The following is a 13711-nucleotide window of genomic DNA, read 5'->3' as shown; positions in this document are numbered from 1 at the left end:
GAAAGGAGGCTTATTAGTATTCTCCAAAGTATTAAAGGAAATATTACCAAGCTATTTGGTATGTTTTCCGACTCAAAGGTATCCCTTAGATCTCCCAAAATCGTCCTAGGGGTAATTGGACTGAGTGCAGTATTAGCCGGGAGCCTGTATTACGGAAGTACGACAACGGCATCCGTGTTAATCTTAAACGGCCAAGACATAGGTTATGTAGCTACCTCCGACGAAGGTGAACAACTCATTGAACATATCCTTGCTTCACGAGGGGAATCTTTAGGATCTGTTGCAAAGACTCATGACAAAATAGAGTTCCGGGATTTACGAATCAGTAAAGGAACTCTTCAAGAGAGCTATGTAACAGAAGGTAAGCTTGACAACTTAATACATACATATTTTAAAGGCTATCAATTTTCCATCGAAGATAACCCTATTGCTGTCCTGTCTAGCGAAGAAGAGTTCAATACTATTCTTCAGTCCTATCAAGAAATCTATACCAAACCCAGCGCAAACAATCAGATTTCTTCCGTAGAATTTAGAGAATCTATAGCCTCTCAACCCATAGAGGTGCAGCCAGAGGAATTTAGCTCACCGGAGAATGTCTTAGAGTTATTAACTAAAGGACATGAGACTAGAAAAGAATATATCGCCCAAGCCAATGATTCTTGGTGGCTCATCGCCCGCAAAAACAACATGCTGACCAAGGAAGTATTAGACGGCAACCCAGGAACGGATGAAGACACCACCATCAAAGTTGGCGATAAAATCAATTTAGTCAAAGTGACACCTTACCTAACGGTGATAAGCAAAGGGATATATACAGGTGAAGAAACAATTCCCTTTGATGTGATTTCCAAAACGGATTACAGCTTGCCTAGCGGGAGCTCGTTGGTACGCCAAGAGGGAAGTGATGGTAGTAAGATCGTCACCTTCTCCTATATACAGGAAAATGGTAAAAACATCGAAAAAGAAATATTAGAAGAAAAAATAACTCAAGAACCGAAGACGCAAATTATTGCCAAAGGTCCAACCTATGTTTCATCTTCCAAAGTAGCTCTTTCTCGAGGATCGGGAAAAGTATCCGGATTGAGTTGGCCTCTGCAGGGAGGACTTAACTCATATTACGGCTATCGTTGGGGTAGTTTCCATACCGGCTTAGACATAGATGGCAACACAGGAGATCCTTTCGTCGCCGCAATAAGTGGCACTGTTTCGGCAGCCGGATGGAGCGGAGGCTATGGCAATATGATTCTCATCGATCATGGTAATGGCGTTGCTACTCGTTATGCTCATGCCTCTGAGTTATATGTTTCTAAAGGGCAGAAAGTAAGTAATGGTGAAACCATTGGCCTCGTAGGCTCTACCGGTCGTTCAACCGGAGCACATCTTCATTTTGAAGTTATTACTAATGGTGATACGACAAACCCTTTAAGCTATTTACCCTAATTATTTAGGCGCCTTAGGGCGCCTTTCATTTTACTATTTGAGTGTATAATAAATAATCGGTCGATAGCTCGGCGAAGCCGGGTTTCACTATACACGTCTTCGGAAGAGAAAGACAGGGTAAACTATAGCATGACTATAAGTTATAGAGGAAATATAGAGGAGGGAATTTTATGTTTTTAACACATCAGACTCCCGTGCGTGTCCGATATGCGGAAACGGACCAAATGGGCATCGTCTACCATTCTAATTATTTGATTTGGTTTGAAGTGGGCCGGACTGAACTGCTGCGCAATGCAGGATTAGCCTATACCACATTTGAAGAACAAGGCCTTGCCGTTGCGGTAGTTGACGCTGCATGTCGTTATCGTCGCCCAGCGCACTATGATGATCAACTAGTTGTTGAAACGTGTATTGAAAGCTTTTCTTCACGTAAACTCACCTTTGCCTACAAAGTCTTTAGAGAGAATACTTTGTTAGCCGAGGGAAAAACGACTCATGTGTATGTGGATCGAACAGGGAAAAGCACCGATGCACGGAAATACCCCCTATGGAAGGAATTAGAAAGGATTGTCAACGAAAACAAAGAGATCCCTTTTTAATTCCTAATTCGAAAGAGCGAAAGTTTATGCTGAAGTATACAAATGTATTAACATATGAGTTTCCAGAAGCATAAATAGATATCCGTCCAAAACGAAAGTATTGTAATGCACAAAGAATTATGGTATCATGTATACACAATACATTTTAGTTATTAAGGAGGAATCCTCATGTTTCTAGTCACATGGATTGAGTCCGAAGAGGTCAATTATCGTTTGGTCATGAAACATGAACTCTCAAGCTTCATAGCTATCCATTGTATCAACAGTTTGGATAATCATTTAATGGTTCAAGAATTGAACTCCTAATATGAGTATTTAAAGACATATTAACACAAACTAGTATAAGCCCATAAATATGGGCTTTTTTGTTTTACGCTTTGAATAATTCGGCAGGAAAAGTATGCGATTTTCACGAATATTAACCTACCAAGAATAAAGGAGCGTAATGATATGAGTTTTGTTGTCCTTGTCGATAGTTCATCTGATCTTCCTTTAGAACTATGCCGCCAAGAAGGCATCGTGGTCATTCCTATGGCTGTTAGTATAGATGGTAAAACATATAATGAAGGAATAGATATTTTTCCGGATGAGTTCTATCCTCGATTCTCCTCCTTCAAAGAACTCCCTAAGACTTCTCAGCCTAATCCGGGAACCTTAAAAGATGCCTATGAAGCAATCCTAGACCAAGGGAATGAAGTTGTTGCGATTCATTTGTCCTCGGGATTAAGTTCAACCTACAACACCGCTCAGATCGTCCGAGACATGTGCTCTCAACCGGATAAAATCCATGTCATCGATAGCTTAGGTGCTTCTCTAGGTTATGGACTAATCGCTTTAAAAGCCAACGAAATCCTTAAAAAGGCAACCTCTTGGCAGGAAGCTGAGTCACAGATTTTGTTGGTTCGTCAGCAGATGAGATATGTGATCACCCTAGATACCTTGGAATATTTAGTAAAGGGAGGACGAGTCAGCAAAACCGCGGGTTTTTTAGGTGGGTTGCTTGATGTAAAACCTATCTTACATATGACCCCAGATGGCCGTCTCGAGCCTATAGCCAAAGTACGCTCCCGTAAAGCTGCCCTAAGGAAATTATTCGATTTTTTACAGGCAGAGATTCGCAACCCGGAAAGCCAGGTGATTGGGATTTCTCACTCAGCATGTCCTGAAGAAGCTCAATCCTTAGCCGAGGAGATAAAACAAACTGTGTCCGTCAAAGATATCATTATTAGCGATATCGGGTGTGTCGTTGGTAGCCATACGGGTCCCGGAACCATCGCTTTATTTTATCAACGCTAATAGGAGGAACACCATTGAAACGCGTCCTAGCTATCATTACATTACTATTTTTCTTTTTTTTAAACGTTCCGATTCTGTTGGCCGATTCTAATACTTCTCCTCCGGAAATTAAAGGAGAGGCTGCTTATTTAATCGATGTTCAATCGGGGCAAACGCTTTATAGCAAAAATGGGGAGAAGCTCTTAGCTCCGGCGAGTACAACCAAAATAATGACTGGACTCTTGGCTATAGAACTGGGCGACCTTGAAGATACTGTGACAGCTAGTGAAACCATGCTCGATTATTCAATTGTTTATGGAACACGTATCTATCTTGAACCCGGTGAGAAGCTAACCCTTGATGATATGCTCTATGCACTCTTACTCAACTCAGCAAATGATGCTGCCGTAGCTATTGCCGAGCACATCGGTGGGGATCTACCCACGTTTGTTGGCTTGATGAATCAAAAGGCGGCGGAGCTTAACCTGAAAAATACCAACTTTAAGAATCCTAGTGGGCTAACGGAAGAAGGCCATTTAACCACCGCACACGATCTCGCCAGAATCGCCCAAGCTGCTTATGCTAATCCAACCTTTCGCGATTATATCAAAACTAAGTCGCATGTCATTCCACGCGAAACAGAGAATGTCCCGATTGAAATGTTCAATGAAAATAAACTCCTCTGGAAAGATGATTCCATAACCGGAATGAAAACTGGCTATACCGCAGTTGCCAAAAACTGCTTAGTGACATCTTCATCACGAAATGGACGTGAATTAATTGCTGTCATTCTTAAATCTCCGGGTCGCGAGATTTATACTGATATGCAAGCCTTACTGGACTATGGTTTTGAACAATTTGAAAATACCCCCTACAGTGAGCTCGGAGGCTCCCTAGGACAAATCGATGTCCAAGGTCAAGCAATCCATCTCTTAACAGACCAAGCACTTTGGATTACTAAGAAAAAGAATGGAACCCCGCCAGACCTACGTACGAATATATTACCCATATCGGGTGGATTATCTGGGGTCACGGCAGGTCAAACGATTACGCAATTAGAGGTATGGGAAGGAGATGAGCGCATCACTGTTGTTCCGCTGACTGCTGATCGAACCGTGCTGAACCAACTTTCCGAAGAGAAGAAACCCTTTGCCTTATGGTTAGGGTTGGGGTTTATTATAAGCGGCAGTATTCTGTTCGCTGGGATTCAACATATACAACATACACAGCGTCGCAAAGAACGAGCGCGATTACGAAGAGAACGATGCGAGCATTTAAAGTGAGGACTATTTCTAAAAATGAGATAGCCTCTTTTTTTCTGACTCAATTTAATGTTAAATTTCTATAAGTTCTGAATAAGTTCGTGAATTAACATGCAAATTAAAGTGAATATTTTAACATAATAGAAAAATATAAAATATTGTGAAATTTTAAAGGACTTTTTAGAAGGATACCGAATATACATTTTTATAGATTAGAAACCTTATAAGATTAAAGCATCTTTAAGGCACTAGGGAGGTATTATTGATGGGAAATTTTGATTTTCTCCAAGCTCGCGGAATCAATCGACGCGACTTCATGAAGCTGATGGCTGCTACGACCGCTGCCCTTGGACTTCCTGAAGTATTGACTCCACAGGCTGCGAAAGCGGTAGAGGCAGCATTGCAGAAACCCCCAGTTATTTGGTTGCATGGTATGGAATGTACTGGCTGTAGTGAATCCTTACTGGCGACCCTCAATCCCAGTATTGAATCCATAATTCTAGACACTCTATCCATTCGATATCATGAGACCATTATGGCCGCCTCCGGGCATGTGGCTGAACAGGCTTATCAAGATACCTTAAAGGAAAATTTCGTCCTCGTAGTCGAAGGTTCTGTCCCTGGATCGGCAGAGACCGATGCCTACTGTATGGTAGGAGGTAAGCCTTTCCGTGAGACTGTCCTGGAAGCCGCTAAAAAAGCCCAAGCAATCATTGCCATTGGTAGCTGTGCTACAGATGGCGCAGGTATCCCTGGAGCATGTGAAATTAACCCTATTGGGGTAAGAGAGCTATTGCAAAAAAACAATATTTCCACCCCTATCATCAATCTACCTTGCTGCCCAGTAAAACCGAATACCCTTATTGGTACTATTGTCTATTACCTCACTTTCAACGCTGTGCCTGAGCTGGATGAACAAGCTCGCCCTCTCATCTATTATGGAAAACTCCTTCATGATAACTGTCCACGTCGTGGCCAATTTGAAGCCGGCAATTTCTTAGCGGATTGGAATGATTATGCCCAAAAAGACTATTGTCTACTTCTTAAAGGCTGTAAAGGACCGAAGACCTATACCGACTGTGCTCAAGTTTGGTGGAATGACAATGCAAACTTTTGTATCAATGCCGGATCCCCTTGCTCAGGATGCTCTGAATCAGACTTCTATGGTCAATTCAGTCCCCTTTATTCTAAGCAAGAGAACTTCTCCTTGCCTGGTTTGGGTCAGATCAATGCTGATACTGTAGGAAAAGTTGTCGGCGGCGCTACAGTTCTTGGACTAGGCGCGCATCTGGTTGCCACAGTGGCCAGTGGAAGACTCAAGAATAATGATTCTGAGCATAAGAAGGAGGACTAAACCATGGGTAAAGTAATTATTGATCCCGTGACCCGGATTGAGGGGCACTTGAAAGTAGAAGTAGAAGTTACCAATGGTGTTATTACTGACGCTAAATCGATTGGTACCATGTATCGTGGGTTTGAACCCTTACTAAGAGGTCGCGATCCTCGGGATGCTACCTATGTTACGGAGAGGACTTGTGGGGTGTGTGCAGGGTCCCATGGCTGGGCATCGTCCTTGGCTTTAGATCAAGCCTTTGGGGCAAAAGTCCCGGCGGGAGGACGACTCATCCGCAATTTGATGATGGGTGCTATGTGGCTCCATGACCATCCTCTGCATTTCTATCACTTAAGTGCTTTGGACTATATAGATATTACTGCTGTTGCCAAATACCAAGGTAAAGATGCAGGTCTACTTCGAGTTAAGGATAAAATCGGAAAATTAATAGCTGCCGGAGATACGGCTCCTTTGACTCCGCGTTATGAACCCGATGAATTCTGTGTCAATGATCCTGAGCTAGTCACTCTTGCAGTCTCACACTATTTAAAGGCTCTCGATATGCAAGCGAAGGCTAAGAAAATGTCAGCCCTCTTTGCCGGTAAACAACCGCACCAATCCTCCATTGTAGTAGGTGGGGTGACCATCCTTCCCAATATCGAAGTTGTTGAACAGTTTCGTTCGATGTTGCTCGAGCAAATCGATTACCTCGAGAACATCTATTTACAAGATGTAATAACATTTGGAACAGGACCCTTGCTTCCACTTGCCCAAGCTGGGGTAGGGGGTAGCTATGGTAACTACCTATCTTACGGTGGCTTTGGACTGGATGATGAAGGAAAAGACTTCCTCTTCAAACCCGGCATTGTCCTCGATGGCGATTTAAGCAACGTCATGGCTATCGATCAGAGCAAAATAACCGAAGGGGTAACCCGCGCTTGGTATAAAGATAGCCCGAACGGAGACCATCCTTTTGATTCGGACACTGTGCCAGATCTAGCCAGAACAGACGCGTATTCCTTTGTTAAAGCTCCGCGTTATGACGGGAAACCTGTCGAAGTGGGCCCCTTAGCCCGTATGCTTGTCCTACAGCCGAAAGGGCTTATGGATATTATCGTGAAATACAATATTAAACCGGGTGCTGTTGCTCGCCATGCGGCACGCGCCTTTGAGACTGTTATCTTAGCTAAAGAAATGATCAATTGGGTTAACCAATTAGAAGCAGAAATGGGCAAAGGGCTCAGAATCCATGATACGGACCATTGGAATGCGCCAGCTGTCGGTCAAGGAATTGGTTTAACTGAAGTTCCTCGCGGTGCCTTAGGTCATTGGATTAAAATTAAGGACCATGTCACCGAAAATTATCAAATGGTTGTTCCTACCACCTGGAACTTCTCACCTAAGGATGCCCAAGGCAATTATGGCCCCTTAGAAAAAGCCCTAATTGGTGTTCCTATTCCGGATGAAAATAACCCGATCAACATCGTCCGAGTTATCCGTTCGTATGATCCTTGCTTAGCTTGTGCTGTTCATCTTATTGATCCGCAAACGAACGAAATCCGCAAATTCCGCATCGGTTAATAGGGTTAATAAGAACGAATAGGAAAGCGAGGGGAAAACATGGCTAATCCTGCTGAACATCCGTTATCCCATCGGATTACCCATTGGATTAACTTGATCAATTTCATTGCCTTGATTTTTACAGGCTTACTGATTCATTCTCCTTATGAGGGAATGCCTATGAATGCCATCCGCAACATTCATTTCTTCTTTATGTACAGCTTGATTTTCACAGGGATTATTCGTTTCTACATCTCCTTTTTGTCAAAGGATAGAGATTATAAGAAATTTTTTATCAACGCACACGATGTCAAAGGGTTTGTCCCTCAGATTAAGTATTATTTGTTTTTGCAAAAGAATCATCCTGATAATCCCAATGCCTATAATCCCATGCAAAAGCTAGCTTATATCGGTTTACCTATTCTGGCTGTTCTACAAATCGTTACTGGAGCTTTGCTCTATTTGCCAATGAAGTTTGCCTCCTTGGAGGCTTCCCTAGGCGGATTAGCTGCTATTAGAGGATTCCATTTTGTCGTCACATGGCTGTTTATTGCTATTATTGCTGTCCATGTGTATATGGTATTCACTGAAGCTATCGATCAATTCTGGTATATGTTCTTTGGCATCGACCGAAAAAAGAATAAGAGCACCGCGACAGGAAAAACCTCTCCACTAGAACACTAATCACCACGTTCCCTTGACGATATGCTTTGAACAACGTAATATTCAAAGTAGACAAAGGCTTAAAAGGAGTCAATGGAATGCAGCAACATAAAATAATGGTTATGGGAGTCGGAAATGTCCTTCTTTCTGATGAAGGACTGGGAGTTCAATTTCTGAATGTTTTATCTCAGGAGCCGTTACCTGATTTCGTCGAGCTTCTTGAAGGTGGAACAGCCGGGCTTGAATTGGTCCATCTCATCAAAGAGGTAGACTATCTAATCATCGTTGACGCCATTAACGCCAAGGATGAACCCGGAGCAATTTTCAGATTTGAGCCGGAGGATATACGTGTCATGCCTTCTCAATATGAGGTTTCCTTTCACCAGGTTGGCATCCTCGAAGTTTTGGCCATGGCCAACATTTTGGGAACCGCTCCGAAAACTCTCATCTTTGGGGTACAACCCAAGAGCCTAGAGATGGGCTTAGAGTTAACTCCCGAGATTCGAGATGTCTTTCCTAGAGTTAAGGATTTAGTTCTGCAAGAGATTCAAAACATTGCCGAGCATGGCGAATTTCGCCAGCTTAATCTTTAAGCATGCCTAGTTCTTTGACGAATTATTGAGGAATAATAAAAATAAGGGAACCGGATGATCCGGTTCCCTTTGCACTGTCTTATCCTAAACTTTTTCGCGACCATCACCTAATTCGAATGTACCACAGTCTGTTGCTTCTGTTGTACGTACCTGGCCATGATGCTTCGTTACTTGAATTGATCCAGCATTGCATTTCTTAGCGGCCTCGTTATACTTGCACTCGACCACATTACACAAAACTTTTGGACTATCGATCATGCATATCACCTCCATTATTAAGGATACCCAAACCGAATGGCTTCTACACCTGTAATAGCCTAGGTTATAATATAATTCAATACTATTCAATTGGTTTTTCTTGAAGCTTGGTAATTTGTCTTTTACAGTTAGATGCTCGACATGACTGGCGACTATAATTGAACTATGTTATCCTTTAAGAAGAAAAACAATACTACTTTCAGGAGTGAATGATCAACATGCCAACAGCGAAATCCGAGAAAAAGGTCGTCACTTTAGCCTATGGATGCCAAATGTCAGAACGTGATGCAGATACCCTGACGGAGATATCCGGCCAAAAAGGGTATATTCCTTCACAAGATCTTGAACATGCCGACCTTATCATCATCAATACCTGCTGTGTTCGCGAAAGCGCCGAAAATAAGATCCTTGGTAAAATCGGCGAACTTAAACGATTGAAAGCTATAAATCCCCAATTGAAAATAGCTATATCGGGCTGTATGGTTCAGCAACCTGGAGCCTTGGAGCGCCTAAGAAAGAGAGCGCCCCATGTAGATATTTGGGCAGGTACCCATAATATTCATGAGTTTCAGCGGCTGCTCGATGAATCTGACGAACGAAAAGTGGCTGAAGTCTGGGAAAAACCGAAAGAAACCCTTGAGTCGGTACCCCTTGCTGAAAAGGGGAAACTGAAGGCTTTTGTCAATATCAGCTATGGCTGCGATAATTTTTGCACCTATTGTATCGTTCCTCATGTCCGCGGACGGGAACGTAGTCGTCAGCCCCAGGATATTATCGAAGAAATTAATGCCCTTGTTAAAACCGGTTGCCGTGAGGTTACTTTACTTGGCCAAAATGTCAACTCCTACGGCCACGATTTGCAACCTCCTTATGATTTTGCCGATTTACTTAAGAACGTGGACTCTATTCCGGGATTATGGCGCGTACGCTTCATGACATCCCATCCTAAAGATCTTTCTGACAAGTTGATTGAAGTCATTGCTGCCGGTCAACATCTCTGCGAACACATCCATCTACCATGCCAAGCTGGAAGCAATGACATTCTTCTACGTATGAATCGTAAATACACAAGGGAATACTATCTAAGTCGAATTGCCGAAATCAAAAAACAGATTCCTCAAGCCAGTATAACTACGGATATTATCGTAGGTTTTCCCGGCGAGACCGAGGAGGATTTCGAACAAACTTTGACTTTGATCAGGCAAGTAACCTATAGTCAGGCCTTTACTTTTATGTATTCTAAACGTTCGGGCACGGCGGCTGCACAGATGGAAGAACAGGTTCCACTGGATATTAAGAAACGTCGCTTACAGCAGCTGATTAATCTTCAGAATGCTCAAAGTTTAGCTTGGCGGCAAAAAATGATTGGGCATACTTACGAAGTGCTAGTTGAGGGCCCAAGTAAAGCAAACCCAGACCGTCTAACCGGTCGTACGCGGGGCAATGAGCTGGTGGTCTTCCCTGGAGAATCTCGGTTGATCGGCACCCTGGTTCAGGTCATTATTCAAGATGCTAGCTCCTGGACTCTCTATGGTGAATTAACCGAGTAATTCGAATATAATTAATTTAAAAGTCGAAAGCAGGAATCAAAGAAAAAGTGTAGAATCAAACGAACATGGAGGTGTTGTAATGACGGCGGAAATTATGGAAAAAGCCGAAGTCCTAGCTGCAGCTATCGCAAAAAGTGTCGAACTTCAAAACTTACGCAGCACAGAAGGAGCAATGATGGCTGACGAACAAGCTCAACAAATCATTGCCGAATTTCAAAATGAACAACAGCGAGTATACGAGCTCCAAGCCGGAGGTCAAGAGTTAACTGAAGAAACTCAGCAAGCTATCGAAGCTATGGAAGCTAAAGTAGAAGGGTATCCTCCCATTGCTGCTTATCTTCAAGCTCAAGAGCAATTCACTAAAATGCTCGATACCATCAATGGGGTTTTGGCCCAAGCAATTGCCAATGATCCTAACGGTGGAGGATGCTCTTGCGACTCTGGATGTTCCGGTTGTGGCGGAAGCTGTTCATAGACTCGCTATAATAGTATAAGGCGTGGGATCTTTTTCACGTTTAGGATTTAGCGAAAACAAGGGAAGAGTATTTACTCTTCCCTTTAGACTATTCACTATCGTTAATTTTCACCCTCAGATAGTCTGATTTCTAAGGAGTCGTTGATTATGAGCACACCCATGATGCAGCAATATAAGTCCATAAAATCTCAAGTTCCTGACGCAATACTTTTCTTTCGTCTAGGAGATTTTTACGAAATGTTTGGCGAGGATGCTCAGACCGCCGCCCCTGTTTTGGAAATTGCCTTAACCGGCCGTGATTCCGGGGGAGGCCAGAGAACTCCCATGTGCGGTGTCCCTCACCATGCAGTTGAAGGATATCTTGTGAAGCTGGTGAACGCCGGCTATAAAGTTGCCTTGTGCGAACAAGTAGAAGATCCTCAAACAGCCAAAGGCATTGTAAAGAGAGAGATCACCCGTATTATCTCACCAGGAACTTTAACCGATTCCTTAGCGGAACAAAAAAATAATTTTTTAGCTTCCGTCTTCCATGAACAAGAGTGGGGGCTAGCTTTTGTAGATATATCCACAGGGGAGTTCACTATTTTTCAAACCCCCTCCATTGATATTCTAAGCACTGAACTGGCAAGGATTCGTCCTTCAGAATTACTCCTGCCTTCAGAACTCTTGAAATCTAAGCAATGGCATGACTATTATCTAACACAACGGGAAAAGAAGGTTTTTCAGCAAGCCGCTCTCGAGAAGCGTTTTACTGACCAATACGAAACCTTTCAAGAATTTCCGATAGCTATGAAGGCTGCCAATGGCCTTTGGCAATATATCTTGGAAACTTCACCGGGTATTGAACCCTCCCATATCTTAAGGATTGATACTTATCGCCCCGAGCATTGGATGCTCCTCGATCCATGGACACGAAGAAATCTAGAACTGACAGAAGCCATTCGCGGACAAGGAAAAAAGGGGACTTTGCTTTCTGTTCTCGACTTTACCAAGACTGCTTTCGGCGGACGGCTGCTCAGGCGCTGGCTTGAACAACCACTGCTTGTTCATGAGGAAATCGTAAAGCGCTTAGACAATGTGGAATCCTTGATGGAGGATAGTTTTCTGCGCGGTGACCTTATTCAACTCTTTAGCAAGGTATATGATTTAGAACGTCTGATTGGGAAGGTATCTTATGGTACAGCTAATGCCCGCGACTTATTATCCTTGTCGCAAACCCTCGGTTTGCTTCCCCAACTACGCTTCTTACTAACGGAAAGCAGCGCCATCACTCTAAAACGATTTATCCCCGCCTTTGCAGGGCTGGATTCATTAGCAGCTACTCTTGAACAAGCCATCAACCCGGAGGCACCCATCTCATTGAGGGAGGGTAATCTGCTCAAGGCTGGGTATTCTCAAGAAATTGATGAATTGCGCAGTATCTCCTCCGGTGGCAAAGCTTGGGTAGCAAAATTAGAAAACACCGAAAAGGAACGCACCGGAATTCGCTCTCTGAAAGTTGGCTATAATAGAATATTTGGGTATTATATAGAGGTAACCCATACTAATTCTCATCTTATTCCACCTGAATATATTCGCAAACAAACCTTAGCTAATGCCGAGCGCTATATCACCCCTGAGCTCAAAGAATATGAGCAAAAAATCTTGGGAGCAGAGGAGAAGGTTATGCAGTTGGAATACCAACTGTTCCTTGAACTCCGCGAAAAGGTTCGTCAACTGACCCCCAAGATTTTAGAAGCTGCTCATGCCCTTGCTGAAATTGATGTCTACACAAGCCTAGCGGAAGCAGCGGTTCGCTATCATTATATTCGGCCTGAAATGACCCTCGGTGGCGACCTTAAGATTATTGAGGGGCGGCATCCGGTGGTGGAATCCATGCTTCAGGACACTTCCTTTGTCCCGAACGATACTATTCTAAGACCAGAGAAACATCTTGCTTTAATCACCGGACCCAATATGGCCGGAAAGTCCACCTACATGCGCCAGGTAGCTCTCATTGTTTTAATGGCACAAATCGGCAGCTTTGTTCCCGCTCAACAGGCGATCATTCCCATCGCTGATCATATCTTCACCCGGGTTGGGGCTTCCGATGATTTGACCTCAGGTCAAAGCACCTTTATGGTAGAAATGCACGAAGTGGCCCATATACTTCGTCATGTGACACCTAATAGCCTCATTATCTTGGATGAAGTAGGCAGAGGTACGGCTACCTATGACGGTCTCAGTATTGCTTGGGCGGTGGCCGAGTATTTAGCCGGTCAAAATATCCAACCAAAAACCTTGTTTGCCACCCATTATCATGAATTAACGGATTTAGAAGAAACACATCCCGGAATCTTCAACCTGCATGTAGGGGTTAGGGAACACGGCGAAGAAATTGTTTTCCTACATAAGATAATTCCGGGGCGTGCGGACCGCAGCTATGGCATCCAAGTGGCAAAGCTAGCTGGACTACCATCCCAACTTTTGCAAAGGGCAAAAATCATCCTGCATGAGCTGGAATCGTCTGCTCACGACAGTCGCAAAGAGAAATTATTTAATGCGGATAGAATGACCCAACTTTCTTTGTTTGAAACCCAACCCTTAGATCCCTTATTACTGGAACTAGCTGAGCTTTCTGTGGATGATCTCACCCCAAAACAAGCATTGGACTATCTTTTTGATCTTAAGGAGCGTATAAAGACATCTGAATCACGGTAGTAG

The 13711-nt window shown here is 43.4% G+C and carries 13 protein-coding genes; 12 read left to right on the top strand and 1 reads right to left on the bottom strand.

Annotation, left to right across the window (positions count from 1 at the left end; genetic code table 11):
* Positions 1–60: 60 nt before the first annotated feature.
* The 9 genes from DESDI_RS09085 to DESDI_RS09050 all read left to right on the top strand — a co-directional run bounded on the left by DESDI_RS09085 (position 61) and on the right by DESDI_RS09050 (position 8725).
* Positions 61–1440, top strand: coding sequence for a M23 family metallopeptidase (locus DESDI_RS09085; protein ID WP_015262314.1), 1380 nt, complete (start codon positions 61–63; stop codon positions 1438–1440).
* 170 nt (positions 1441–1610) lie between these two features.
* Positions 1611–2039, top strand: coding sequence for an acyl-CoA thioesterase (locus DESDI_RS09080; RefSeq protein WP_015262313.1), 429 nt, complete (start codon positions 1611–1613; stop codon positions 2037–2039).
* Between the two features lie 168 nt (positions 2040–2207).
* A complete protein-coding gene (locus DESDI_RS18075) occupies positions 2208–2345 on the top strand; it encodes a hypothetical protein (RefSeq protein WP_015262312.1) in 138 nt (45 codons plus the stop codon).
* Between the two features lie 144 nt (positions 2346–2489).
* Positions 2490–3335 carry a DegV family protein gene (locus DESDI_RS09075; protein WP_015262311.1) on the top strand — a complete coding sequence of 282 codons (846 nt, stop codon included), beginning with the start codon at positions 2490–2492 and terminating at the stop codon, positions 3333–3335.
* A gap of 14 nt (positions 3336–3349) precedes the next feature.
* Positions 3350–4597, top strand: coding sequence for a D-alanyl-D-alanine carboxypeptidase family protein (locus DESDI_RS09070; RefSeq protein ID WP_015262310.1), 1248 nt, complete (start codon positions 3350–3352; stop codon positions 4595–4597).
* A gap of 244 nt (positions 4598–4841) precedes the next feature.
* Complete coding sequence (locus tag DESDI_RS09065; protein WP_015262309.1) at positions 4842–5930, top strand: hydrogenase small subunit; 1089 nt, start codon at positions 4842–4844, stop codon at positions 5928–5930.
* A gap of 3 nt (positions 5931–5933) precedes the next feature.
* Positions 5934–7490 carry a nickel-dependent hydrogenase large subunit gene (locus DESDI_RS09060; RefSeq protein ID WP_015262308.1) on the top strand — a complete coding sequence of 519 codons (1557 nt, stop codon included), beginning with the start codon at positions 5934–5936 and terminating at the stop codon, positions 7488–7490.
* Between the two features lie 39 nt (positions 7491–7529).
* Positions 7530–8153, top strand: coding sequence for a Ni/Fe-hydrogenase, b-type cytochrome subunit (gene cybH / locus DESDI_RS09055; protein WP_015262307.1), 624 nt, complete (start codon positions 7530–7532; stop codon positions 8151–8153).
* A gap of 77 nt (positions 8154–8230) precedes the next feature.
* Positions 8231–8725: a HyaD/HybD family hydrogenase maturation endopeptidase gene (locus tag DESDI_RS09050; protein WP_015262306.1), complete on the top strand. Its 495-nt coding sequence runs from the start codon at positions 8231–8233 to the stop codon at positions 8723–8725.
* A gap of 84 nt (positions 8726–8809) precedes the next feature.
* Here DESDI_RS09050 and DESDI_RS17635 read toward each other — a convergent pair whose 3' ends face one another.
* A complete protein-coding gene (locus DESDI_RS17635; protein WP_083879892.1) occupies positions 8810–8980 on the bottom strand; it encodes a DUF1540 domain-containing protein in 171 nt (56 codons plus the stop codon).
* A 221-nt stretch (positions 8981–9201) separates the two neighbouring features.
* Between DESDI_RS17635 and miaB the strand changes: the two genes are divergently transcribed.
* The 3 genes from miaB (at position 9202) to mutS (ending at position 13708) form a co-directional block, all read left to right on the top strand.
* Positions 9202–10533, top strand: a complete 1332-nt coding sequence (miaB, locus tag DESDI_RS09045; RefSeq protein WP_015262304.1) for a tRNA (N6-isopentenyl adenosine(37)-C2)-methylthiotransferase MiaB — start codon at positions 9202–9204, stop codon at positions 10531–10533.
* 79 nt (positions 10534–10612) lie between these two features.
* Positions 10613–11008, top strand: coding sequence for a YlbF/YmcA family competence regulator (locus tag DESDI_RS09040; protein WP_015262303.1), 396 nt, complete (start codon positions 10613–10615; stop codon positions 11006–11008).
* Between the two features lie 147 nt (positions 11009–11155).
* A complete protein-coding gene (gene mutS, locus DESDI_RS09035) occupies positions 11156–13708 on the top strand; it encodes a DNA mismatch repair protein MutS (RefSeq protein ID WP_015262302.1) in 2553 nt (850 codons plus the stop codon).
* Positions 13709–13711: the final 3 nt, after the last annotated feature.

The sequence above is a fragment of the Desulfitobacterium dichloroeliminans LMG P-21439 genome (genome assembly GCF_000243135.2).
Classification (GTDB): domain Bacteria; phylum Bacillota; class Desulfitobacteriia; order Desulfitobacteriales; family Desulfitobacteriaceae; genus Desulfitobacterium; species Desulfitobacterium dichloroeliminans.
Note: the sequence above shows the minus strand (reverse complement) of the source record. Positions and strands in the feature narration are given on the sequence as shown.

Coding starts and splice junctions, on each gene's coding strand:
- DESDI_RS09085 (WP_015262314.1), top strand. CDS start 61: ATGTTTTCCGACTCAAAGGTATCCCTTAGATCTCCCAAAATCGTCCTA.
- DESDI_RS09080 (WP_015262313.1), top strand. CDS start 1,611: ATGTTTTTAACACATCAGACTCCCGTGCGTGTCCGATATGCGGAAACG.
- DESDI_RS18075 (WP_015262312.1), top strand. CDS start 2,208: ATGTTTCTAGTCACATGGATTGAGTCCGAAGAGGTCAATTATCGTTTG.
- DESDI_RS09075 (WP_015262311.1), top strand. CDS start 2,490: ATGAGTTTTGTTGTCCTTGTCGATAGTTCATCTGATCTTCCTTTAGAA.
- DESDI_RS09065 (WP_015262309.1), top strand. CDS start 4,842: ATGGGAAATTTTGATTTTCTCCAAGCTCGCGGAATCAATCGACGCGAC.
- DESDI_RS09060 (WP_015262308.1), top strand. CDS start 5,934: ATGGGTAAAGTAATTATTGATCCCGTGACCCGGATTGAGGGGCACTTG.
- cybH (WP_015262307.1), top strand. CDS start 7,530: ATGGCTAATCCTGCTGAACATCCGTTATCCCATCGGATTACCCATTGG.
- DESDI_RS09050 (WP_015262306.1), top strand. CDS start 8,231: ATGCAGCAACATAAAATAATGGTTATGGGAGTCGGAAATGTCCTTCTT.
- miaB (WP_015262304.1), top strand. CDS start 9,202: ATGCCAACAGCGAAATCCGAGAAAAAGGTCGTCACTTTAGCCTATGGA.
- DESDI_RS09040 (WP_015262303.1), top strand. CDS start 10,613: ATGACGGCGGAAATTATGGAAAAAGCCGAAGTCCTAGCTGCAGCTATC.
- mutS (WP_015262302.1), top strand. CDS start 11,156: ATGAGCACACCCATGATGCAGCAATATAAGTCCATAAAATCTCAAGTT.